General features: G+C 41.4%; 17 protein-coding genes. 7 read left to right on the top strand and 10 right to left on the bottom strand.

From position 1 onward, the window contains the following. Positions 1-23 precede the first annotated feature (23 nt). Positions 24-449 carry a hypothetical protein gene (locus SNR28_RS06465; RefSeq protein WP_375748393.1) on the bottom strand — a complete coding sequence of 142 codons (426 nt, stop codon included), beginning with the start codon at positions 447-449 and terminating at the stop codon, positions 24-26. 58 nt (positions 450-507) lie between these two features. Then, positions 508-1,107 carry a tyrosine-type recombinase/integrase gene (locus SNR28_RS06460; protein WP_375748392.1) on the bottom strand — a complete coding sequence of 200 codons (600 nt, stop codon included), beginning with the start codon at positions 1,105-1,107 and terminating at the stop codon, positions 508-510. Positions 1,108-1,217: 110 nt separating this feature from the next. Between SNR28_RS06460 and SNR28_RS06455 the strand changes: the two genes are divergently transcribed. The 4 genes from SNR28_RS06455 to SNR28_RS06440 are packed head-to-tail and all read left to right on the top strand — an operon-like array spanning position 1,218 to position 8,336. Next, positions 1,218-2,921: a type I restriction-modification system subunit M gene (locus SNR28_RS06455; protein WP_375748391.1), complete on the top strand. Its 1,704-nt coding sequence runs from the start codon at positions 1,218-1,220 to the stop codon at positions 2,919-2,921. Next, complete coding sequence (locus SNR28_RS06450; RefSeq protein ID WP_375748390.1) at positions 2,911-4,173, top strand: restriction endonuclease subunit S; 1,263 nt, start codon at positions 2,911-2,913, stop codon at positions 4,171-4,173. The genes SNR28_RS06455 and SNR28_RS06450 overlap by 11 nt, the downstream gene beginning before the upstream one ends. Beyond that, positions 4,173-5,102, top strand: a complete 930-nt coding sequence (locus tag SNR28_RS06445) for a COG2958 family protein (RefSeq protein ID WP_375748389.1) — start codon at positions 4,173-4,175, stop codon at positions 5,100-5,102. Before SNR28_RS06450 ends, SNR28_RS06445 begins: the two co-directional genes overlap by 1 nt. 21 nt (positions 5,103-5,123) lie before the next feature. Then, positions 5,124-8,336, top strand: coding sequence for a type I restriction endonuclease subunit R (locus tag SNR28_RS06440; RefSeq protein ID WP_375748388.1), 3,213 nt, complete (start codon positions 5,124-5,126; stop codon positions 8,334-8,336). 263 nt (positions 8,337-8,599) lie between these two features. On the opposite strand, the gene SNR28_RS06435 is transcribed toward SNR28_RS06440, so the two are convergent. After that, positions 8,600-9,790: a chromosome partitioning protein ParB gene (locus SNR28_RS06435; protein ID WP_375748387.1), complete on the bottom strand. Its 1,191-nt coding sequence runs from the start codon at positions 9,788-9,790 to the stop codon at positions 8,600-8,602. A 123-nt stretch (positions 9,791-9,913) separates the two neighbouring features. On the opposite strand from SNR28_RS06435, the gene SNR28_RS06430 reads away from it, so the two are divergent. Next, positions 9,914-11,080, top strand: a complete 1,167-nt coding sequence (locus SNR28_RS06430) for a hypothetical protein (RefSeq protein ID WP_375748386.1) — start codon at positions 9,914-9,916, stop codon at positions 11,078-11,080. Between the two features lie 694 nt (positions 11,081-11,774). On the opposite strand, the gene SNR28_RS06425 is transcribed toward SNR28_RS06430, so the two are convergent. From SNR28_RS06425 to SNR28_RS06405, 5 genes are all read right to left on the bottom strand, one after another. Further along, positions 11,775-13,145, bottom strand: coding sequence for a tyrosine-type recombinase/integrase (locus SNR28_RS06425; RefSeq protein ID WP_375748385.1), 1,371 nt, complete (start codon positions 13,143-13,145; stop codon positions 11,775-11,777). Then, the gene (locus SNR28_RS06420; RefSeq protein ID WP_375748384.1) at positions 13,145-13,675 is read right to left on the bottom strand and encodes a hypothetical protein; all 531 of its coding nucleotides are present in this window, start codon (positions 13,673-13,675) and stop codon (positions 13,145-13,147) included. The genes SNR28_RS06425 and SNR28_RS06420 overlap by 1 nt, the downstream gene beginning before the upstream one ends. Positions 13,676-13,686: 11 nt before the next feature. After that, the gene (locus SNR28_RS06415) at positions 13,687-16,101 is read right to left on the bottom strand and encodes an integrase (protein WP_375748383.1); all 2,415 of its coding nucleotides are present in this window, start codon (positions 16,099-16,101) and stop codon (positions 13,687-13,689) included. Further along, a complete protein-coding gene (locus SNR28_RS06410; RefSeq protein ID WP_375748382.1) occupies positions 16,095-18,428 on the bottom strand; it encodes a hypothetical protein in 2,334 nt (777 codons plus the stop codon). The genes SNR28_RS06415 and SNR28_RS06410 overlap by 7 nt, the downstream gene beginning before the upstream one ends. Before the next feature lie 140 nt (positions 18,429-18,568). Continuing rightward, positions 18,569-19,087 carry a hypothetical protein gene (locus SNR28_RS06405; protein WP_375748381.1) on the bottom strand — a complete coding sequence of 173 codons (519 nt, stop codon included), beginning with the start codon at positions 19,085-19,087 and terminating at the stop codon, positions 18,569-18,571. Positions 19,088-19,300: 213 nt separating this feature from the next. On the opposite strand from SNR28_RS06405, the gene SNR28_RS06400 reads away from it, so the two are divergent. After that, positions 19,301-19,963: a potassium channel family protein gene (locus SNR28_RS06400; protein WP_375748380.1), complete on the top strand. Its 663-nt coding sequence runs from the start codon at positions 19,301-19,303 to the stop codon at positions 19,961-19,963. After that, on the top strand, positions 19,960-21,327 hold the full coding sequence (locus SNR28_RS06395; RefSeq protein ID WP_375748379.1) for a TrkH family potassium uptake protein: 1,368 nt from the start codon (positions 19,960-19,962) through the stop codon (positions 21,325-21,327). The genes SNR28_RS06400 and SNR28_RS06395 overlap by 4 nt, the downstream gene beginning before the upstream one ends. A gap of 16 nt (positions 21,328-21,343) precedes the next feature. On the opposite strand, the gene SNR28_RS06390 is transcribed toward SNR28_RS06395, so the two are convergent. Both SNR28_RS06390 and SNR28_RS06385 read right to left on the bottom strand, forming a co-directional pair. Continuing rightward, positions 21,344-22,759: a diguanylate cyclase domain-containing protein gene (locus tag SNR28_RS06390; RefSeq protein WP_375748378.1), complete on the bottom strand. Its 1,416-nt coding sequence runs from the start codon at positions 22,757-22,759 to the stop codon at positions 21,344-21,346. A gap of 372 nt (positions 22,760-23,131) precedes the next feature. Beyond that, entirely contained in the window at positions 23,132-24,130 is a 999-nt protein-coding gene (locus tag SNR28_RS06385) for an NADP-dependent oxidoreductase (protein ID WP_375748377.1), read from the bottom strand. Positions 24,131-24,178 lie beyond the last annotated feature (48 nt).

Below are 24,178 nucleotides of genomic sequence, written 5' to 3'. Positions count from 1 at the left end.
GTATTCTCAACACAGGATACTCGTTAATAATCCTCGTCCCAGTCATTTTCATCGTACTCATCGCCCCAGTCACCACTGGTTTCTTTTTTTGCCTTTTTAATAAAATCATCGCGGAAACAGTCATCGAAAGTATCTTGACGTTCATTAATAACATCTTCTGAATTCTTAACCATTTCAACGGCTTTGCTCAGGTCTTCTTCTTCCCTAGCTTGCTCTAGATTGGTAATGACCGATTCTATTTCCTCAATCATGCCATCAGTGCGAACTAGTTCTTCACCCCATGGTTGATCATCTAGTGGAACGTAATGTTCAGAACGATTTACTACCTCATTATTAATGCTTTGTGCGTAGCCAATTGTTGCCTCTGCATCTTCTTTTAAATTTTCTGCTTGTTCTGTTAGCTCTTCAATTGTTGAGTCTATTTGAGATGATATATCATTGATGCTCATAATTTATTTCCTTCGATTTAACAACAGCAAGCTTATCTCCCTGATAAACATGTCATGTTTAAGTTTCACAACTATCTGAAACCCTTAGCGCATCTTCAATCTCAACACCAAGGTATTCAATCGTGCTTTCGAGCTTAGCATGACCCAGAAGTAACTGAATAGCTCTAAGATTCTTGGTCTTGGCGTAGATCAAGGAAGCCTTGGTTCTTCGCAAGGAATATGTCCCGTACTGCGTTTTATCTAGACCGATATCAGTCACCCAACGGTTAACCAATGTGGTGTAGTAATGGTATGAGATTGGCTGCCCCTTTCGTCGCGGGCTAGGAAACAGATAGTCTGCTGGTACCAATGTATTTTGAATGATCCACTGTGACAGTGTCTGCTGAGTCTTTGGTGTGATCTCAAAGTGAACTTCTTGATGGGTCTTCTTTTGCCGCACGATGGCTCTAGACATTACGCAACCACTACGGCTAACGTCTTGTACTTTCAGGTTTCGCAAGTCACAAGCCCTGAGCTCACAGTCAATGGCAAGGCTAAACAGTGCCAACTCAAATAATCGCTCTTCAAGCTCTAATCGAATGCGGATGCGCCAGATATCTTCAAGCTTAAGCGCCTTCTTCTGTCCAATTCTCATTCCTTTGTTCCATCCACCAACCATGATATGCCCCTCTTTTCGTAACAAATCAGTTAAACCATGGTACAAACCAATGAAAACTCACCAACTTAGGAGTATTATTTCCCGATTCGAACGTCAAAAAGTTACGCAAAATGAACCAGAAAGAACAAGAATTCCTTAAGGAGCTGGATAACAAGCTCTGGACTGCCGCAGATAAGCTGCGCTCCACCCTAGATGCTGCACAATACAAGCATGCAGTGCTGGGTCTGATCTTTGTTAAGTACGTATCCGATGCATTTCAGATCCGCCAAGAAGAAATCAAAGCAGATCTATCGAATCCAGATCATGAGTACTTTTTAGATCCTGAGAATTACTCTCAAGAAGAATTGTTCGAAGAGATCAACATCGAACTCGAACAGCGAGATTTTTACACAGAGAAAAATGTTTTCTGGTTGCCAGTGGGCTCCCGTTGGCAGTTCCTGCAAGACAACGGCCCTTTGGTTATCGGTGGGGCAGACCTTGAAATCGAGGGAAAAACGAAGCGCATTACTTCTGTAGGCCACCTAATAGATAATGCACTGGAAGGAATTGAGCGCGATAACCCCAAGCTGAAAGGCGTTCTGAACAAGCACTACTCCCAGCTTCGCATAGACCAGTCAAAGTTAAATGAACTAATCAACCTGATTGCGACCATCCCGTTTAACCATGCATCCCTGAATAGTAAAGATATCTTAGGCCATGTCTACGAATACATGTTGGGTCAGTTCGCTCTTGCAGAGGGTAAGAAAGGTGGTCAGTTCTATACGCCTGCTTCTATCGTAAGCTTGATTGTTGAGATGATTGAGCCGTTCGAAGGTCGTGTCTATGACCCCGCAATGGGTTCCGGTGGTTTCTTTGTTCAGTCAGAGAAGTTTATCGAACGTTATGCAAATGAAAAGCACTTTGACCCTGTCACCCAGAAACAGAAAATTTCTATCTACGGTCAGGAGTATAACCATACCACTTGGCAGCTAGCAGCGATGAATATGGCTATCCGTGGTTTGGATTATGACTTCGGTAAAGAGCCAGCGAGCACTTACACCAATGACCAGCATCCAGATTTACGCGCTGACTTCATTATGGCAAACCCACCGTTTAACATGAAAGAGTGGAATACGGGGGTAGACGATAACGATCCACGCTGGAAATACGGCCTGCCACCTGCTGGAAACGCGAACTTCGCATGGATGCAGCATATGCTTCACCATTTGGCTCCGGATGGCTCACAGGCACTCCTGTTGGCAAATGGCTCTATGAGTTCAACTACCAACAACGAAGGTGAGATCCGTAAAGCTCTGATCAAAAATGATCTGATTGAGTGTATGGTAGCTCTTCCGGGTCAACTGTTTACCAATACCCAGATCCCTGCCTGTGTCTGGTTTCTGACCAAGAATAAGAATCCTCGTGTGGATAAGGCCGGGCGCAAGCTACGTGGTCGTAGCGGTGAAGTTCTGTTTATCGATGCGCGTAACCTTGGCTATATGAAAGACCGTGTTCTGCGTGATTTTACCTTTGACGATATTCAGAAAGTCGCCGACCTATACCACGCATGGAAGACTGGTGAGGAAGTTCATGGTGTTGGTTATGAAGACCACGCTGGTTTCTGTAAATCAGCAACGCTTGAAGAAATCACTAAGCATGACTTTGTTCTAACTCCGGGACGTTATGTTGGTGCTGCGGAAGAAGAGGATGATGGTGTTCCTTTTGCCGAGAAGATGGCAGCACTGACTTCTAAGTTAAGTGAACAGCTTGCCGAATCAGCATCGCTGGAAGCCGAGATCAAGAATAATCTTGCGGGGTTAGGTTATGATATCTAGTCCAACCGACTTCGTTGATATGGAACTTGGCGCTTGCTTGGAGCTTGTAATTGACCATAGAGGTAAAACACCGAGAAAGTTAAAAAGCGACTGGGTAGAAAGTGGAATACCTACTATTTCAGCTAAAAATGTAAATGCGGGAAAACTAGTCGCTACAGATGCAATCAGATATGTCACGTATGATGTATACAAGAAATGGATGTCAGTTGATGTTGCCAGAGGTGACTGTTTTTTAGTTTCTGAAGGCGCGACTCTAGGGCATTGCATGTACTGGGACGAGGCTTATCCGATAGTCTTAGGTCAAAGGATCTTTTGTTTGCGGGCCAACCCTGAAGTCCTTTATAGCCGTTACTTATATGCATACATGAATACAATAGCCTTTCAATCTGAAATAGTCGGTAGGGCAACAGGTTCATCTGTATTTGGTTTACGTCAGACTGAAGTTTTGAAACTGAATATCAAAGTTCCACCAATGGCAGTTCAGAAGATCATTGGTGACACTCTGTATAACTTAAATAAAAAAGCTGAAGTCAATAATCAAACAAATCAAACCTTAGAGCAAATGGCGCAAGCCATCTTCAAGTCATGGTTTGTCGATTTCGATCCTGTAAAAGCCAAGATGAATGGTGAACAACCAGAGGGTATGGATGCTGCCACTGCCTTGCTTTTCCCGGAAAAGCTCGTTGAAAGCGAGTTAGGTTTGATACCTGAAGGATGGTCAGTAGGTAACCTTTCTGACCTTATTAAGTTTGCAAATGGCAAATCAGGGAAGAAATCAGAGGGTGGCAGCTACCCGCTATACGGAGCCAATGGCATTATTGGTTTTAGCGAGGAATCTAAGTTTGATGATGCTGTAATTATCGGTCGAGTTGGGGCTTACTGCGGTTCTATCGAATATTGCAATTCTGAATTTTGGGCGTCGGATAACACAATTGTGGCTAACCCTAAGAAAGGTAAAGCGCAATTACCTTTTGTTCTATACCTATTGAAATATCTTGACTTAAACCAGCATGCAGGAGGTGCGGCACAGCCCCTTCTCAATCAGAAGGTTCTAAACAGTCTGGAATTTCCTATTCCATCTGACTCAGTGCTTGAAAAGTTTGGGACTCTAATCTCGATTATGCTGAAGAAGACTATTGCTGGCAATGAAGAAAACCAAAGCTTAGAGGGCCTACGTGACACCCTGCTTCCTAAATTGCTTTCCGGCGAAATCGAGTTAGCGCAAAACGACGAATTGACAGAGGTAAGCTGATGACTACCCGAGTAGAAATGATTATCGAAACGCTGAAAGCGAATCCCGACAAGAAGTTTACTGCTCGGGATCTCGCAAAAGAGTTTGTGGTTCGTTACCCAAAAGAAATGGAAGAGAAGCAGACGAATCCTCGTTATGACACCGAAGAAAAGCTCATTGCGCAACTCGCTGCTGAGGTCGGTGGTCAACGGACTAAAAGAGCTCAAAAAACGTGTGCAAATGTGGCTACACGCGATAAACCCCGCCCGAGGATATATTACTGGGATGATAATCCAGAAACACTTCCAACTAACGATTCAAATGATGGTATTGATGAGCCAGAAGTTGATACTCCGCTAGTATCACAAAGCTTCAGTGAGCACGATCTATATCCAATGCTGATTGAATACCTTAGCAAGGATCTTGGGTTATTCTGCCAACGCATTGATGAGCGAAAATCAAAGAATACTCATGGAAGCGGTGGAAATCATTGGTTACATCCAGACATCGTTGCTCTGGAGCCACTTGATCAAGGGTGGGATGAAATTGTCCGTACGTGTGTGCGTAGCGGAAATCACAGTTCAACTCGTCTCTGGTCATTTGAAGTTAAGAAGCACCTTACCAAAGGAAACGTACGTAAATACTTCTTTCAAGCTGTTTCGAATTCTAGTTGGGCAAACTTCGGTTATTTGGTCGCTACAGGATTAAACGCTGATGTCGAGGCAGAGCTTCAAATGCTTAGCAGTCTGCATGGAATAGGTGTGTTGATACTTGATACCGAATCTCTGTTTGACAGCCAAATTATGATCCCAGCCAAAGAGCGCAACGGTGTCGATTGGCAATCTGCAAACCGCATCGTTTTAGAAAATTCAGACTTCCACCACTACATAGAACAAGTGGGCATTTACAATCAAACAGGCCGACTAATAACAAGTGCGTGGAACAAATAGGTAACGTCAGGAAATAATATAATGATTACTGAAGATCAGTTGGAAACTCAATGTTTGGAGTGGTTTACCGGGCAAGGATACCTTTACAAAAATGGTTATGAAATCGCTCCTGATGGAGAATCTCCAGAAAGGGAGGATTATCACCAAGTCGTTCTAAAGGAGCGGTTGTTAAATCAACTTGAGGTCATCAATCCAACTGTTCCACAGGAAGCATTAAGCCGAGTGGTTGCTACCATAACCACTCCAGAATCTCCGATCCTGATTAAAAATAACCGGGGTTTCCATAAGTACGTGATAGAAGGGGTTCCTGTTGAGTTCACTGCTATTGAAGGCGGTGTTCCTGTTACAAAGCATACTCATGTTTCTCTGATTGACTTCAATAATCCCGACAAGAATGAATTCTTGGTTGTAAACCAGTTCACCATCACAGGAACCAAAGGGAATCGTCGTCCGGATGTAGTGGTGTTTATCAATGGATTACCTATTGCTGTGCTGGAACTAAAAAACCCTGCCGATGAACACACTGATATCTGGAATGCCTATAACCAGCTTCAAACTTACAAAAATGAAATTTCTGACCTGTTTGTTTTTAATGAGGCATTGGTAATAAGTGATGGTATACACGCACGAGTAGGGTCGCTGACAGCGAATAAGGAACGATTCTTACCGTGGAAAACAGTCTCTTATGAAGGTGATAGACCATTATGGGAGTATCAACTTGAGACTATGGTCAAAGGCTTCTTCAAACAAGATTTATTATTAGACTACATTCGCTATTTCGTTCTTTTTGAAACGGACAATGACAACATCATAAAAAAAATAGCTGGATATCATCAGTTCCATGCGGTGCGTGCCGCCGTTGATGCCACTGTGCTTGCGGCCAATAACACAGGGAATTTTATTGAGACGACAATTCCTGCATTAGACAACATTAAACAGGGCTCTGGTAAAGCGGGAGTGGTATGGCATACCCAAGGTAGCGGTAAATCTATATCTATGGTTTGTTATGCCAGCAAGCTTCTGCAACAGCCTTTAATGAACAACCCAACTATTGTTGTAGTCACAGATCGAAATGATCTTGATGGGCAATTGTTTAACACATTTGGTATGGCTCAGGAGACGCTCAAGCAGATCCCGCAGCAGGCAGATGATCGAGATGAACTTAGAGAGCTCCTTTTAGATCGCCAATCCGGTGGAATTATCTTCACTACTATCCAGAAATTTGCCCTTTTAGCAGAAGAAACGGAGCATCCGGTGCTATCTGAAAGAGTTAATATTGTTGTGGTTTCAGATGAGGCGCACCGCAGCCAATACGGAAACAAAGCTAAGCTAACGGAAATCAAAGACGGCAATGGTTCTATAACAGGTCACAAGTACGTTTATGGCTATTCCAAGTATATGCGTGACGCTTTGCCTAATGCTTCGTTCATTGGCTTTACAGGGACGCCTATCGCTATGGATGACAAAGATACCCGAGGTGTCTTTGGTGATTATGTTTCTGTGTATGATATTCAAGATGCGGTTGATGATGGTGCTACTGTGCCAATTTACTACGAATCACGTTTGGCGAAACTGGATATTAACCAAGAAGAAATCGACGAACTCAACAACCAAGTCGAAGATGAGATTGGTGAAGATGAAGAGACGGAGTCTCGTGAAAAGATTAAATCTCAGTGGTCAGCTTTAGAAAAATTAGTTGGTGCGAAGCCTCGCGTGGAGCAGGTTGCCAAAGATTTGGTAGAGCACTTTACCACCCGGACAGCTACTTTCCCCGGAAAAGCGATGATAGTAGCAATGAGCCGTGAGATATGTGTCGATATCTATGATGCGATCGTTGCCCTCAAACCAGAATGGCACAACCCAGATCCTGATAAAGGCGCAATCAAGATCGTAATGACGGGCTCTGCTGCCGATAAGGAAAAGCTTCAGCCTCATATCTACGACAAGAAAACGAAAAAGCTATTTGAGAAACGTTACAAAGACACTGAAGACGAACTGCAATTGGTTATCGTGCGTGATATGTGGCTGACAGGTTTTGATGCTCCGTGCTGTCATACTATGTATGTAGATAAACCCATGAAGGGGCACAACCTAATGCAGGCAATTGCCCGAGTTAACCGGGTATTTAAGGACAAGCCCGGAGGCTTGGTCGTTGACTACATTGGTATCGCCAATGAGTTGAAAAACGCCCTGAAGACCTACACCAATAGCCAAGGTAAAGGTCAACCAACCGTTGACACAGCAGAAGCATTTTCTGTTCTGATGGAAAAAGTCGATATTGTCCGAGGGATGTTCGCAACTCCCGTTGAGGGTTCCGTATTTAATTACCGCCCAGATTATGAGACCGATGCACTAAGGTTGCTTCCGGGAGCTGTTAACCACTTATCTGGCCTGACTAACGCTAAAGGTGAACGGGATGGCAAGCGTCGTTTTCTTGATGTAATGGCTGCGTTGATGAAGGCGTTCTCGCTTTGCAACACCATGGACGAAACTCAGGGTTATAAGAACGAGATAGCATTCTTCTCTGCGATAAAAACAGCTTTCATCAAGCATTCTACGGTAGATAAAAAGCGTAGTGATGAAGAGAGAAATTCTGCTCTAAAACAGATTTTGGACAATGCTGTGGTAGCTGAAGGTGTCGATGACATCTTCAAGATGGTTGGGTTAGACAAGCCAAACATTGGCCTACTTTCCGAAGAGTTCCTTGAAGATGTTAAGCATATGAAGGAGCGTAACTTAGCAGTCGAGCTTCTGGAAAAGTTACTTCGTGATGAGGTAAAGGCCCGGATGAAAAATGATGTGATTCAGGAGAAAAAATATTCTGACCGTATTTTGGGCACTCTCAAGAAATACCACAACAGGAATATTGAAACAGCTCAGGTGATCGAAGAGCTGATCCAGTGGGCTAAAGAAATGCAGGCCGATGCAGAGATGATGGATCGTCTGAACCTTTCGGTAGATGAGATCGCATTTTACCGTGCATTGGTAACCAATGAAGCCTCTGTACGAGAGCTAGGCGATGAAAACCTTCGTAAGTTGGCTATTGAACTAACGCACCAACTCAGAAAATCAGCGACTGTAGATTGGCAAAAGAGGGATAGCGTTCGTGCTCGTATGCGTAACCTTGTCCGACGTTTATTGCGTCGTTGGAAGTACCCGCCGGATGCTGCTGAAGAGGCTATCAAGCTTGTGCTTGAACAGGCCGAAGTGTTGGCTGATGGTTGGTATGTTTAGGATTTTCGTTATGGTATTGGTACAAGTTTATCAGTACCAATACCAAGCACACTAACTAATAATAATTTAGAATTGCGACTAAAGTAGTAAACGCGCTAGAAAAGGTGATTGGTATTCCTATCATATAGTGCCATCCAAAACTAACGCTTAATTGGCTACTTTTGATAGCAAAGACTATTAAGATTATGAATCTAATAGATAAAATAGAAAACGTGCTCAGGAGAGTAAAAAGTATCAACAAAAGCATTATAATCCTCGTGAACTTAAACTATTTTTATAGCTGCTTGTTTTGTAATCTTGGATGATGCTTTTCCGGGACGAAGGCATGGTACAGTAAATGGCTCATTTATGTTTCCAGAACCATTGGCTTTTACTCTGTTGCCGTCATCGTCCCTTGTGAATTTGGCTACACGACGAACAGCGATTTTTTTTCCAAAAATAGAAATTCCAAGGTGTTTATTCCATCCCTTAAATATTGACGATAGCCGACAAAGTAGATTGTAAGATGTCCCCTGCCCAAGCATTGTCTGCAAATAGTTCCTGACTTGATACTCAATTTCGTCTTTGCTATTAATCCCTATGCCAGAAATTATTTTTGTTATGTAATGTTCTGGTGTGATCGTAAACTCAGTTAGCCCTGAATTTTTTATTTCTTTATTAATAAGGTAGTGAGCAAAAGCGTATGTAGCTGGTGAGGCTTGTATCTCTCTTCGGTACTTTTTGGCTAAATTTTCAACCAAAGCTACAGAGTGGAGGAGTTCTTGGTTTTTCTTTACATAATCCATGGTCTCTACTTGATGGTATTTGTTACCTTGAGTACCACGAAAGTGATAAATATTCGGTGTGTTATCAAAACATTGGGCTAGCAATGCAGCTTGCGCCAGTATTCTTGCATTAACTTTGACACCAGACATTTCTAAAACTTCGGCTCTTGAACGTATGTTTCCTACATCTATATGCGCAAATGACAATTGATCGGAGACACCCCAAAGAATTACGGTAATAAATCCAAATTTGGATTGGGCTGCTGCTTCTAGGCGAGTGTGTCCATCTTGGATCTCTCCATCAAAACCGATAATGATAGGCTCTCCTGTTAAACACCATTTCCTTTCGTCCATATCTTTTGTGAAACGCTTAACGGTCGTTACTTTGACTCGACGATTTTTTAGTCCTTCATTGATTGCGCCGCGCCTAGAGAACCTCAACATATCACGTGCAATTGTTGGAGTTACATGAACTGTCTCGATACGTATAGGTAAGTCAATGACCTTAAGTTGTGGGTAGTACTTAGCCTTTGATTTGAAAATCTCTATCATGATTTCTGGTGAAAGCTTTTCCTTCGAATTCTCCATCAGCTCTTTAGAGCTAGCAATATAGCTTTCAGGCAGGGCTGCATACTCGTCGAGAAAAGCTTGAACAAGCGAGTCTTCATGTTGGTTTGATTCTGTATTCATCTGATTTGGATTTTAGTTTACTTTAGATTAAGTAATTATTGATCGGACGCAGCGTCCGATCAAGTTGCAATGATAAAAAAATGCGAAAATGGTGTGTTGTGATTTTATGATTGAGTGGTATTCGTGAAGAGAGTTTCAGTTACAGGTCTTAGTCCAGATCTCGGTGATTTATACGATCAGTGCTTAGTTACACACCTAATGGCTATTGAGCTTCCAAACTATTTCGATTTTGCGTCTCCTTCTTGCGCTTCAGATATGGAGGCTACATTTCAGGCTATTCATCATAGGACAAATGCATCAAAGATTTCAGATATTTGTGACATCATTTCTCAAGGTCTGTTAGGAAAAACTAAAATGCCAGTGCTGTCCCTAACTTTCGCCATAGGAGATGTGCCTTTAGTTAAAAAGAAGAGTAATAACCAAATCCAGTTATCATATTACGCAAATAACACACTAATCGTTGATGGAGTGCTGAGCTTATTTGCAATAATGGACCTGCTTGGTATTAAGCATCCTTTTGGAAAAAAAAGAAAATCATCTAGAAAAAATCTCGTTGATAATAGTGAAGTAAGGCAGCTATTATCTAAACTCCCTATCCAACTAACATTGATATTTAATTCAGATAATGGAATTGACCGCCGTGACATGACTTCTTACTACAATTTATATAGTAAGAAAAACGAACAACTACATGCTCCTTTACCCGGAGTCTTAACTAAAGAAGAACCAATAAAAGAATATGTCCAAGAAATCGCTGATACTATTTCTTTGAATAAATATGGCGGAATGGTTTCGTCTGTCAGGTTAGCCAAATCAGATTTAGCCATAACAACAGAATCCACCATGATTCGAATGATTCTTGGTGCAATTGCAGGAGCTAGTGCTCAAGATAAAAACAGAATAAATGATTTTAATTCCGGCAAAGCCCCCTTTGACGAAAAAACTAAGACTAACGCTAAAAAACTAATAACTATTTTCTTTATAGAATGGCTATCTAGCATGAAAAAGCAGTTCGAAAACGACAGGGATGGACTTCACTACTCACCATCTGTTTGGTTAGCCCTTGGTTTAGTTATTCATGAGATTATAAGTGCAGGTGGTTGTGAAGATAAAGTGAAGGCCGCAGCCGAAAAACTTTCCGGTTTAGACTTTTCAAACAAAGCAATTCATTGGGCTGAAAGTGGTGCAATGGAACTTGATGTTACGGGAACTTATTACAAAAACTCTGTGGGTGGAGGAAGGCGGTTCCGGGTTGGACTTTTCAAGTATTTTATGAGGCTCATTGGTTAAGTGTGAGTGGATTACCTGTATGTAACAGGCTAGATTAGGAAGAGCAGGTCAATTATTGCGTAAATGGAAATCCCCAAAACTGGTACTTGAGCAAGCGGAAGTGTTGGCTGATTGGTACGCTGCGTAATTAGAATACAAATAAAGGTAAGGTTTTGAAGTATTACCTTTTGCATTTATACTCAGCACTAACTTTTCAAAGTTAATGCACAGAATCTAATCACGAAGGAAAAACTAATACTATCGAAGCGATTTAGATTAACTTTCCTAAATGATTTATGTCCAGCTTCGTTATAGGGCTGCTTATTTAGTATGGTTGCGGAACTTTTCTGTTTTTTAAAAAGACAAAGTTCCCCCTGTAACTTATTATATTTACGAAAAAAAAAGTCAATAAAGCGTGATCAATAAATTGATCCCTATTCATATATGATCTTTGTTTTTTACCAATTTCAAGCGAAATCCTATGGCTCTTGTCCTAACCTGTTTCCAGCTTGTTCCGAAGGTAAGAATTCTGGGTTTTTCGGCTTGATTCGAGGCAGAAACACGTTAGCTAAACCGCACCTCCTGACCTGACATCACTTTAACTTTAGTCAATAGCTGAAAACGTCTGAGGTTAAAGTTTGGTGGCTTGAAGTAAGTTTCAGTTCCAGAAGCGAGTCATTATGGGGATCAGGTTAAATAAGCCCAACATTGTGAACTAACTGCTAGAGGGTGGATTGATGCTGCCCTCAATATCCGTTTCGAAACTCTTTAGCAACCTCTCTAGCTCGACAATTGCGGCCGTAGCTGTAAGCTCTTTACGTGAAATCTGACCTTTTAATAGTTCTACATTTTGCTTAACAAGTTCCACACTCGACTTTAGGGATAATGCATTGTAAACCTTTGTATAGCCGTTAATTTCAGCAAATGCGAGGTCAATATATATATCCAACGAAGAGAGCGTCGTGTGACCTGTCCACTGCTGTAGTTGTAGCTTAAATGTGTGTGTATGAAGGATATGTTTTCTAAAATCATCCTTATCGTTCACCTCTTTCGTGGTCAGAATAAGTTCTTTTAGTTTGTCAGTGATAAAGGCGTGTCGCCATAAGTGAGGGTGGAGTTCACCTTTGATATTTAGCTTCTTCTTCCATTGATTCATATACTTTGTCCATGAATCAGGAGAGAGAGGTTGACCAGAGGTTAAGCTGATAAATAAAAAGTCATGTTGTACCTTCTTCTGTCTCATAATCTTCTTTCGAGTCTTAATGTACCCTGCAACCGAAGATAGGAAAACGTGTGGCACAGGGATCTTTCGAGTGCTGTTGTCATCCTTGCGTTTTAATGTGGTTAACTTCAACAGACCACTACGCCTAGCGGTCTCATAATCACTCAGTTTAATTAAACAAAGTTCACTGACACGAGCGCCTAATTGCTCCATAGCGCAGTAGAGTGCCATATCCCTACGTCTTCTATCCTTATTCTTTTGTCGTGATACAAAATCCCAAACACGAAGAGCATCTTTTACCGAAACTGGGTGTCGTTTAACAATATCATTTTTTGTTGGTATCGCTGTGTGGGAGACTGTAACACCCTCTATAAACCCACTGTACCCCTCCTGTTTAAGCTTATAGACCTTCTCTTGTATTTGAACCGAGTTCTCTTTACCCTTGCCGATAAAGTGGCTCAAATCATGAAAATTCTGTATAAACTGTAAGAACTCAAGGCAGGTATGAGCAATTTTTATCACTGTGTTGTTCTTGCGTTTTAGTTTACCAAGAGGGGTTCTTTCCGCTTGTAATGATTGAACAAAAAGCGTGAATGTCGAATCGGTTAATTGGCTGAACCGATTTAAAAGCGGTTGTGTTTCAACGAATCGAACAAGGTGAATAATGTCGTGGGCGTAACTACGAAGCGTGCCTTTTTTTAGACCCCTCGACATAAGCATGTGCATATAGGCATTAGCCTCGTAGCAAGGCATATGATTACTGTAAGTGATGAAATGCATATCGACAGGCTTTCGAAAAACCAGTTTCCGATCTAAACCAAGATGATCCCACTGCTCAAAACCTTCAAGCTTACTAACAGGCATTACATCTCTCCATTTAACGTGTAGTTCATCTGAGCTTCAAGTTTTCGGTTGTGGACTCTATAAAGTTCCTGACGCTCTTCTTGAGTACCCTCATGCATTGCTAATTGCTTTAGCTTGGAGCGCATTTCCATAACCATAGCGGTCAGCAAGGCGTTACTACGTTGCGCAGCATCAAGTTGAGCTTCAAGTTCGGAGACTTTATGTTTTAAACCAGTAGCTGTTTGCTTATTACCTCTGGTAGATTTTTCACCATAAGGAACGCTATTAATCGCCAATTTAGCGTTGATACGAAGTTCGTCAAGAGATAAGAAACCTCTATCTAAAAGCGCTTCTGAATTGCTTTTTAGGGTGTTGAGAGAGCATGACGGAATATTTCTCTCTGGGTTTTCGTATTTAGCAATGCCAGTTTGAGAGTTTAGTGCCTTTATCAACTCCTCATTACCCTTAAACTCAGTAGGTGAGGTAATTATTTCTCGCAAGAACTTCTCTGTTTCAAGTACCTTCGTTTGATTCTTCTCTAAAACTTTCATTCGTTTAATTCTTAATCTAAGTCTTTTATTTTTAGTATGAGGTTGAAGTCCTTAACTTCCTCTCCGTCAACGTCCTTTATTGTGAAAAAGTCTGGCTCTAACGTAATTAAACCTTTATCAATAAGTGTAAGCACTTCAGATTCTACATCCTGTTCTTTTTGAATCTGGCTGATAGTAGGAACGGTTAAATAAGACTCATCATCGTAATCCTTTACCGCTTCACTGAGTGTTTGGATTGTTATCGGGGTTGAGGTGTCACCCGTTAATCGCTCAGCAATTATCTTACGAAGCTCTTCAATACCATCAAGATCGGCAATGTCTGAATCTGGGTCTACGATACCACGCACAATCACACTTGCCTTCGCTCCGTTTAGCACCTCGCCCGGCTCGGATTCAGAGATATAACGGTATAGGTGTTCCTTATCGGTATGTGCAAGCATCCAACGAAGCGAGTCCATGCCGTCAAAGCCTTTCGACCAGAAGAACGTCATCGCAAAAAAGCGTCTGAATTGGTGCTGACGCACGTAGTTCCTGCGATACTCCCCATCAGGGTATTGAACTAAATCCGTTTCGAAAAAATCACATGCAGCATCAAGATGTCCATTGAATGTGTCTGTACCGATAGGTGATAATTGACATTTTTGCGTATCTAAAACATTGAAGAGAGACAGTTTTTTTTGACCTAGCTTTAAACTCATCGCTTTTATATTGAACTGCTCAAGGCGCCAAACGAGGCGAGCAATAGCGTGTGGAATCGGTCTCTCTACAGTGGCGTTCTTTTCACTATTGCCCGATTTCTTAACCTTGAACACTAAATTATATTCAGATTGACTTCCTTTTTCTGAAAAGGGGTCAATATTAGGGGAGAGATTTTCATGCGATTTCAGACTCACTAATTCATCTTGTCGCCTTGCCATGAGTGCGCCTACGAGTATCTGTATTGCACCTTGGAGTACCGAGAATAGATCAAAGAGACTCTCATTGTTTCTTATTCTACCGTAGCGACTTTCATCACATAGCATAAAGCGTTCGATTTGCTTAACCCCTTTTTCTAGGTAATCACTGCTCAAGCAATTTATCGCGTCAGCTTGAAACCAGTAGCTCCGCTCTGTAGTAGCCATATTTCGATGTAGGACTTCATCAAACGCCTTGGTACCGTTATTGGGGCGATGTGCGTTGGAGTTCTTTTTTGTTGACTTATCTCTCCCCTCTGAAAGTAGAGTTAGTGTCTCATCCAGTAGATTAACTGTGCTTGGACCTTCGGGAAGGTGCTCCATTGCAAATTCGAAGCACTGCTTAATTAAATTAAAAACGAATTTAGGCGGTAGTGTTCGTGTTCGTCCTGACTTTTTGATGTCAATCAACAACCCAATGCTACGAGTATTAAGCTTTTTGGTAGTTAAAGGTGGCTGAGCAGCATCCTTACGCTCAAGGTTAGTATAAATCAGGTTCAGTGAGGAGATATGGGCTGAAATATTAATATCGATTAATCCTGATGAAGTATCTTTATTTTCAACCGCACGGTACTCAGTTCTTAGCTCAGCCCCTTTAAGGTGCAGTTCTGGATAAGTTCTCAACCCAAGAACGTCGTGATAAAGCGCTTTGCCCTCAAATAACAACGCCATAAGTCTTGCGGTATTGCCGTTGTATAAATAACCACGGTGAGTTGTTTTATAAAAACCTTGCTTAAAAAGCCACGCACAGGCTTTTTGGCGATGCTTTAAAGACAAGCGAGTGTCATCGTTATGAGCGGTTTTTAATATGTGTGGGTAGCTATTTTGAAATTGTTGAACTTCATCGTCTGAAATCTCATCGCTGACTTGATTAAGAAGATCTTCGGCTCGCTTATCAAATTCATACACACCATCAGTGCCATTCATGGCTATTTTCATTAGGGTATTACGCCAGAAATCTTCGTCCACATTTTGCAGTTGGTATTCCGCAAGTTTTAATGTTTTGGAGTGCAATAAGATAGCGTTGATAAGAAGGATAACCCGATTAAACGTACCATTGGCTGTCGCTTTCTTGACAAGTTTACCACCATTTTCAAAGGGGTTGCCAACCGCTAAAATCCAGTATTTAAAGGCATTTAAGAGCTTTCCATGGGCTTTATCAGTCAGGTTCTTTCCATCATCCAAATAGACGCTATCCCAATATATAGTTCTGGGTTTACTCTTGAATTTGACTACCCATTGCGCGTCTTCAAAGCTCGACTCTAACCACTCAGGCGTTTTTTCGTTATAATCGTAAATGCCAGTATGAATGTTCGCCAGAATGTCTAACACTCGGTAGTCATCGTTGAATGCTGAATAATTGATAATGTCTTTAACCACATCAGAATCCAAACCATCAAGAAGGGAGTGGTCTAGTACAATGTCCTCTATCAGTTGCGCTGTTTGGTTATTATTAATGACGACATTTAGCATAATAACGCTCCAATGATTAAGTTGGTGTCTATTTTATTGTTGGATGCAATTTCGTACATATCCATCAGTTCCGCATCACCTCGATAATTACCGCTTGTCGTTAGGGAATCAATAACGAACACGGCTGACTGATACCAGTGAGAAACAATGTCTAAAAAAATCACCTCATCATCAGAGTTTTCTACAATAAAGCGGATTGCTATTAACAGTTGTAAGAGTGATGTTGAGATTGTGTACGCAATCTCATTAAAAGCTAAATCAGCATTGTTGCGGCCTGTTGCCTGTTTCCCGAAACCATGGTTGAAATGCTCTGGAATACCACTCAACCCATGATGTTCTAAAAATTCTTGAATATCTTTTGTGCTCATAATTACGGCTTGCAGCAAGTATTTAGAGTCCTTTAGAGCTTCCAGTAGGATCGCATTTTGGAACTGTCGCACCCATCTGGCATTAAAGAAGTCCATCAAAGGTTTAGGTAAGTACGAAGCCAGTATTTTCGGGTCTTTACGCTTATGCCCTAATCCTTCGGCAACAGCGTCCATTGATTGAGTTTCAAGATAGATTTGAAGACCACGGTGCCTTCTCACAGAGCGCAACGAGTAAATTTCCGCAATCTCTATGGCGTCTAATAGGGTGATGTTCAGATTTTCATCCATCAATTTCGGGTCACGCAACCAATCGGAAAACTCAGCATTATGAATCTTAGAGTTATGGATGATATGGACAGGCAAAACATCATTTACAGTCGCAGTAAGCATCATTTTTCGCCACCCTTTTTTCCCTTGGTTTTTTAAATAATCACGGGCCATCTGAGTATGCTGTATTAAAAACTCAACCACAGACTTACTGAATTCATTAAGTATCACGGTTTGCTGTGCGTTACTTGCTCCTTTACGAGATTTATAACTCACCGCAACATACTGACCATTCATTTCCTTGTAACCTGTTTGATTGCCATTTTCATCAAACAGATACCACTTATCAATCCAGCTGGGCGTAATTAGAGGGTGCTCTATGATAAGTAATGTCAGCAGCACATGAAGTGTTGATTTAGTAGGGAGGTTCAGTTCTTTAATGAGTTGCTGTGTATTGCTTTTAAAGCCTAAGTATCTTGTGTAGTCTGCCTTTCCTTTAATTCCATAATGGAAAAACGTAGCAATAGTATTTTCAAGCTCACCCACACCACAAAAACCAAAATAAGCGTAGTTGGATTTAGCATTTACAGGCTTCACTGAGCCTATTTTCATGTACTCTTGGTTTCTCACATCACGCTCTATAAGTTCTTTAAACTTTAATTGGCACACATGCTTGATATGAGACATATCTCTATCCAATCGCTGCGTGATAATTTCAATTGCTTCTTGATCCTTGATTTTTAACGGAATATTTGCGAACCAGCGAAGAGTTTCTTCTTTTTTTGGCTCTCCGCCAACAGAAAAGGTGGGGGCTTTGCCCGCTGGCTCTTTCCACTCAGGGATAATGAATGGCTTAAGTGGCTCATCGAAAATGCCTGTGTCGATAAAGCACTCTCGGTAGACTGAAATTAACGCCTTCCATTTTTCATGGAAGGATTTGGGGCAGCGTAGAGAAGCTTGAGAGCGAGCCAAATTGATTTTATATATCTTATGAAAGAAGGCTTGGGCGTGATTTCGACTAAGGTAGGTCTCTATCGTAAAGCCGTTGCGCTTAGTATAGATGCTCACCATGCCTATGAATAGATTCTTGAGGTGACTGATGTTATGTTTAAGTGTTGAAACCTTATGTTTAAATGCGTAATCTTTAATGGCTGAATGAATTATATCCGTAAAAGATTCCCCAAATGCTACATAAATAGCGTCTAGATGAACTTCTAACTTTTTGCCTTCTTTTGATTCAACGCTCCAACCGTTCAGATATTTCGCCTTTGTCTGATCAACCCTAATCTCACAAAACTGTTCAATACAATTAGAGGCATCCTCTGAAATTTTAGAATGAGAAAGCTTGATGTTATCAAACGTTAACTGCTTATCCTGTGCGATGCGCTTAAATATATTTTTTAACGAGTGGCAGTAGCTATATTTAGTTTTCATCGTTAACCTGTCGTTTGAGTAGATGAAACCTGTATATAGCCGAAAATGTTGATTAAACATTTTCGAGTTATTTAAAATATCCAAGCCTGAGTAACTACCTTGCTCCATCAAATAACAGTAGGATGCATAAATATTCATTAATGTTCGTCTATTATTCTCAGTAACTACAGTATCGATTACAGACTCTAGATAGATAGAGTACCCACTCGATAACGCACTTCTTAATAGTGATAGTTCAGAAATTGCCGCAGGATTCATTTTCTTACCATAATTTTGACAAGTAAATTGACATTAGGTGTTAAACTGACAATTGTCAATGTTCCGCTGGGTGGATTTTGGCTGGTTTTGTCTTGTATTTAAAGGCTTTTTGATGAAATGATAACAATTTAGAATCAAGATTAAATAGAACCGACACCACCAAAGGTAAGTAATCCCGAGAGGCTAAGTCCCAGAGTCTGCATAACAGAAAGCAGGCCCATCACGATAAAGGCGAGTCGGATGACCTTTGCTATTGCCTGAACCGTTGTTTCGTCCCGTTTGGAGTCTTTTAGGACTTGCTCTTCAACATTGGTGACTAATCGAATAATAATCCAGACGAAAATGGTAATGACCAGAATGTATTTCAGCGTACCAAGCCAGTTTACTGAGTGAGTCAGGAAATTTTCCATGACTAGCCCGAACGAAACGGTTGCTGGCCAACACCAGATTAACGTACTGATAGGAGTTTTGACGGCGGATATGACTGCGTTATCCCACTGAATTCGCGTTTTGTCAGCAATGCTCTCTATTCTTCCGACAACGACTCTCCAGATGATCCAGGCGAATAAACTGAAGAGAGTCAGCAGCAGAATATCGTTGCTCCAATCGAGATTGTAGGTGGCCAGAGTCGCTTCTAGCTTTTGGATAAAGTCGTTCATGGGATTGGCGAGTTATTCATTTTGTTTGTTTATAAGAAGAAAACTATCACATTTTTATGAATTTAACTTAACGTTTGCAAAACTATTCACCTGTTGCGGTATCTTTCCCCGATATTGTTTCGGTTATTGTTTTTCTTAACTAGTTTATATAAATCAATCAATTAAGTTTTTTTTCTGACATTTATATTGCTGGTTTTTTTTAAAGGTTTTTGTATGAGATTTGAAAACAGGCAGTTTGCGATTATTGGTCTCGGACGATTTGGACTTTCCGTTTGTCAGGAGCTGGAAGAGACTGGGGCTCAGGTGTTGGCGATTGATATTGATGAAGAAAAAGTTCGTCAAGCCGCCAGTGTAGTGAGCCAGGCGATAGTCGCGAACTGTGCCAGCGAGGAGACGGTTGCAGAGCTAAAGCTGGAAGAGTACGACATGGTGCTGGTGGGAATAGGGGGGAATGTTAATGCCAGTATTCTGACTACGTTGGTTGTTAAAGAGGCTGGAGCTAAAACCGTTTGGGTGAAAGCCAACGACAGATTTCATAGCAAGATACTGCAGAAGATTGGCGCTGATCACATCATCATGCCCGAAAGAGATATGGGTATTAGGGTCGCCAGAAAAATGTTGGATAAAAGGGTTCTGGAGTTTCACTCCTTAGGTAGTGGCATTGCTATGACTGAGGTACTTATTGGTCACAAGCTGATGGGGAAAAAGTTGTCTCAACTGCCCGTTTGTCAGGGCAACGATATTAAGATCTTGGGTTTTAAAAGAGGGCCAGAGGTCATCACATCACCGGATATGTCGAAAGTTTTGGAAATTGGTGACCTCCTAATCGTGACGGGACCTCAATCGTTGTTAGAGCGAAAGATACTAACACTATGAGGCCGATGTTAATTGGAAGCTCTAGTTACACCGTCACTAAAGGCGGACGTAAGCAGACAGGTTCAGAGCCTAAGGTTATTTTTGGGAGTTTTCTGGCGATACTTATTCCTGCCGCTGTATTACTCACTTTGCCGGTATTTTCGGTATGGGGGTTATCTTTTGTCGATGCTCTATTTACTGCAACCTCTGCTATTAGTGTCACTGGGCTAGGTGTGGTCGATACTGGTCAACATTTTACGCTTTCCGGCAAGATTCTACTGATGTTTCTTATGCAAATTGGTGGGCTAGGGCAGATGACGTTGTCAGCTGTTCTTTTTTATATGTTCGGCATGAGATTGTCCCTGCAACAGCAAGCGGTCACCAAAGAGGAGCTTGGTCAGGAAAAGCGAGTGGATGTACATAAACTGGTGAAGGGAATTATCGCCTTTTCATTGGTCGCTGAATTGATCGGTTTTTTGTTGCTATCGTTTAAGTGGGTACCTGAGTATGGTTGGTCAACAGGTACCTTTTATGCCCTGTTTCACGCTATCTCTGCTTTTAATAATGCCGGATTTTCTCTCTATTCAGATAGTATGAGTAGTTTTGTAAATGAACCAATGGTCATACTACCTATTTCGGCACTGTTCATTATCGGTGGACTCGGTTTCACGGTTGTCGGTGATGTTGTAATGAATCGGAAAAAGGGAGTTCGAAAATTACGACTTCACACGAAAATCATGTTGGTAGCGACGCCAGTGTTGCTTGGTTTAGGAATGCTCTTTTTTTGGATGCTGGAGAAAGGCAATGCTAATACCTTGGGTGAGCTTAGTGTATCTGGACAGTGGCTTGCAGCATTCTTCCAATCAGCAAGTGCTCGTACCGCAGGTTTTAATAGTGTAGATCTGACCAGATTTACTCAGCCAGCACTGTTTATCATGATTATTCTGATGTTAATCGGTGCGGGTTCGACTTCTACAGGGGGCGGAATAAAGGTATCTACCTTCGCAGTGGCTATTACCGCGACATTGGCTTTTCTTCGGCAGAAAAAACATGTTGTTATGTTTAAGAAAACAATTAGCAGGTCGACAGTAACCCGCTCGCTAGCAATCATAGTCGTGAGTGGTCTTGTGATAACGGTGTCCATGTTTCTGCTTATGCTTACTGAGCGCGCTTCTTTTGACAAGATAATGTTTGAAGTGATCTCTGCCTTTGCAACAGTAGGTCTAACGGCGGGTTTAACTTCAGAACTCACCGTGTACGGGAAGTACATCATGATAGTGGTGATGATAATTGGTCGAATAGGGCCGCTAACCCTCGCATTTATGCTGGCTCGGCCAGAGCCTACATTACTTAAGTATCCAGAGGACAATGTACTTACAGGCTAAAGAGAGCAGGGGGTGACTACAGTAGCAAGCGTGACTGACGTTTGTTGATATACATTGCACGATCGGCATCATCGATAATAACTTCCATCGACTCATCATCGGGATAGCCGATCCGCACACCAATACTGACACCTAATTCAATAATAAGGTGTTCTATGTCAATGGGCTTGTTAACGGCATTGTCGATACGCGAACATAGTTGGGCTATCTCTTCGTTAGCCATTTTTTCATCCAAAAGAATGACAAATTCATCTCCACCAAACCTTGCCACTATATCCTCAGATTTTACACATGACTTAATCCTCATGGCGATGATCGCAAGTACCTGATCACCAATGGCATGACCATACCTATCGTTCACAGCCTTAAACTTATTCAGGTCTAAAAATAGGCAGCAAACCTGAGAAGATGTGCCTTTAATTTGGCTATAAGCTTCTACCAGACCATTGCGATTGAGTAATTGAGTGAGTGGGTCGTACGAAGATTTCTTCTTGAGATTTATTGATTCAGTGACATCTAACAGGCTTATCATCTTCATCTCGCGTGGGATTGAGACCACACTGGAGATGCCTACTTCAATATGTTTATCGTTGATCATCACAGAGCCACTAACGAGTGGTGTAGGTAGTAATTCATGTACCGAGTGAAGTTTTAGTTCATCTAACGTCATACGGAAGATTTTGCTTGCAACACTGTTCGCATAAACAACGTTTTGATTTTCATCGATAAATAAAATACCTTGCGGCAAGTGATGAATAAGCGTTTCCAACTGGTGAACAAATATATTCTGATCTCGGCCAGCTTGTTTAAAGCGATATAAAATCGCAAGAAAGTTGATAAGAACCAGGATGAAGATAACGACTTGAGCGTGCCTCAATAGTGATGCGTGTTGATTTGAGAGTTCTTCTGAGCGTACTGTGAGCTTATCCATTAACACTAGAACATCTTCGTTAGTCTCCGTTGCATAAGAGACAATTAACTGGCGTTTGTCTTCTGTTAACGGTCTGTTTTTGTTCTTTTCCCAGTATTTGAGTGTTTCGTACACTCCATCCCAAATAGAAAACGTACTTACGATATATCGCTGGCTTTCCAAATCTTCTATAGCGTTGATGTAAATAGTCTCTCCATAGGAGTTTTCAACATAGCCACCCTTAGAGAAAGCAATCAATGTGTTTTGGAACAGTTCTGCTGAATGGATAGTGTCCCCAAACCGTTTTTTTTCTTCTGGAATAGTACTTGCGCAATCAACAAGACATGATTTCGCAATTCGTTGAGACAACATGCGTTGACGGCCCGCGAGGTTAATTATTTCAGCGTCTTTTTCGAGTTTTTGGGTTAAGTTGAGGTTTAAGAACAGCAAAGTAAAGTCTAGCGTCAGGAAGACCGACACCATTAGGATAAGCGGGATGTTTGAAAATTTCCTTATTTCCATAATTCCGAGCGAAGAAGAGCCAACCTATCGATAAATTTGTTAATTTATTGTTTCGAGATAATTCGATTCTACTGGTTGTAAAAAATATATTCCACATATGCAATATAACAATTTCATATTAGCTCAAGGTTTTATTCAAAATTTGATATATAAACGTGAAATTAGCGACAAAATGTCTCGTGATTAGAGATTTGATCAGTTTCTATCTAATATACATACATAAGTTCAATGTATTTAGTTTGCTTTAAAGCTCAAAATCATTATTGAGATTAATATATATGCTTCTTTGTATATATTAATCTTTATTGCAATTAAAGCGGCAATCGAAATTTCGACTGCCGCTATTTAAACTACTATCAGAAATGTCTGTTTTTATAGCTTAATCATTAATTTTCCTTGGTTTTCACCAGTGAAAAACAAGTTCAGTGCAGTCATAGCACTATCTAACCCTTCTAAGACGTGAGAGCGATATTTAATTTTACCTTGCATTACGTAAGGGGTAAGTTTCGCCAACAACTGAGGGACGTCACCAAAGTGATCGGGCATAGCAAATCCCTGAACAGTAATACGCTTTTTAATTAATGGTATCCAATTCGGACCGGGTGATGGTGTTGCCGCTGTATAATCGGCGATCATGCCACATACAACAATTCGACCGTGTACATTCATTCGATTAAATATATGTTGTTGAATGGCACCACCGGTATTTTCGAAGAAAACGTCTATACCTTCAGGAGTCAGTTCTTCCAACTTTGAGGCAAGGTCGTCTTTTTTATAGTTAATCGCGCCATCAAATCCGAGCTCATCTACAATCCAGGCTGCTTTATCATCACTACCAACCACACCGATAACTCTCAGGCCATCCGCTTTTGCAAGTTGACCGACGATAGAACCGACAGAACCCGCTGCACCTGTAACAACAATGGTCTCACCTTTTTTAGGTTTACCGATATTAAATAAGCCTTGCGTTGCTGTCAGGCCTGGAAGCGCGAATACCGATAATGCGGTTTCTGCATCGATATCGGAAGAAAGCTTGTTAATACCCTGTCCATTACTTACTGAGTACTCTGTCCAACCAATCATGCCCATTACTTTGTCACCGACAGCAAAATCTGGGTGATTTGAAGCAACAACTTCGCCATAGCCACTAGAGCGCATACGCGTGTTTAGTGCGACAGGTGGGATATAGCTGTCTTCATCAGGCATCATCCATCCCAGCATCGCTGGATCCATTGACATGTATGTTTGCTTGATAAGGAACTCTCCAGGTGCAGGGGTCGGTATTTTCTTTTCGACGACCTCAAAAAGGTGTGCACCAATTGGATTTCTATCAGGTCTTTTCGTTAGCAAGATTTCTTTGTACTGACTCATCGTGTTCTCCTTATAATTTGAAATGAGTATTACATATGAAAACAGAGT

The organism is Vibrio iocasae, from assembly GCF_042245395.1.
GTDB classification, from domain to species: domain Bacteria; phylum Pseudomonadota; class Gammaproteobacteria; order Enterobacterales; family Vibrionaceae; genus Vibrio; species Vibrio iocasae.
This window is presented reverse-complemented; position numbering and strand designations above follow the sequence as displayed.

What these genes read in the sequence shown, in the direction of transcription:
- SNR28_RS06465 (WP_375748393.1), bottom strand. Translation starts at nt 449, where the DNA reads ATGAGCATCAATGATATATCATCTCAAATAGACTCAACAATTGAAGAG.
- SNR28_RS06460 (WP_375748392.1), bottom strand. Translation starts at nt 1,107, where the DNA reads ATGGTTGGTGGATGGAACAAAGGAATGAGAATTGGACAGAAGAAGGCG.
- SNR28_RS06455 (WP_375748391.1), top strand. Translation starts at nt 1,218, where the DNA reads ATGAACCAGAAAGAACAAGAATTCCTTAAGGAGCTGGATAACAAGCTC.
- SNR28_RS06450 (WP_375748390.1), top strand. Translation starts at nt 2,911, where the DNA reads ATGATATCTAGTCCAACCGACTTCGTTGATATGGAACTTGGCGCTTGC.
- SNR28_RS06445 (WP_375748389.1), top strand. Translation starts at nt 4,173, where the DNA reads ATGACTACCCGAGTAGAAATGATTATCGAAACGCTGAAAGCGAATCCC.
- SNR28_RS06440 (WP_375748388.1), top strand. Translation starts at nt 5,124, where the DNA reads ATGATTACTGAAGATCAGTTGGAAACTCAATGTTTGGAGTGGTTTACC.
- SNR28_RS06435 (WP_375748387.1), bottom strand. Translation starts at nt 9,790, where the DNA reads ATGAATACAGAATCAAACCAACATGAAGACTCGCTTGTTCAAGCTTTT.
- SNR28_RS06425 (WP_375748385.1), bottom strand. Translation starts at nt 13,145, where the DNA reads ATGCCTGTTAGTAAGCTTGAAGGTTTTGAGCAGTGGGATCATCTTGGT.
- SNR28_RS06420 (WP_375748384.1), bottom strand. Translation starts at nt 13,675, where the DNA reads ATGAAAGTTTTAGAGAAGAATCAAACGAAGGTACTTGAAACAGAGAAG.
- SNR28_RS06415 (WP_375748383.1), bottom strand. Translation starts at nt 16,101, where the DNA reads ATGCTAAATGTCGTCATTAATAATAACCAAACAGCGCAACTGATAGAG.
- SNR28_RS06410 (WP_375748382.1), bottom strand. Translation starts at nt 18,428, where the DNA reads ATGAATCCTGCGGCAATTTCTGAACTATCACTATTAAGAAGTGCGTTA.
- SNR28_RS06405 (WP_375748381.1), bottom strand. Translation starts at nt 19,087, where the DNA reads ATGAACGACTTTATCCAAAAGCTAGAAGCGACTCTGGCCACCTACAAT.
- SNR28_RS06400 (WP_375748380.1), top strand. Translation starts at nt 19,301, where the DNA reads ATGAGATTTGAAAACAGGCAGTTTGCGATTATTGGTCTCGGACGATTT.
- SNR28_RS06395 (WP_375748379.1), top strand. Translation starts at nt 19,960, where the DNA reads ATGAGGCCGATGTTAATTGGAAGCTCTAGTTACACCGTCACTAAAGGC.
- SNR28_RS06390 (WP_375748378.1), bottom strand. Translation starts at nt 22,759, where the DNA reads ATGGAAATAAGGAAATTTTCAAACATCCCGCTTATCCTAATGGTGTCG.
- SNR28_RS06385 (WP_375748377.1), bottom strand. Translation starts at nt 24,130, where the DNA reads ATGAGTCAGTACAAAGAAATCTTGCTAACGAAAAGACCTGATAGAAAT.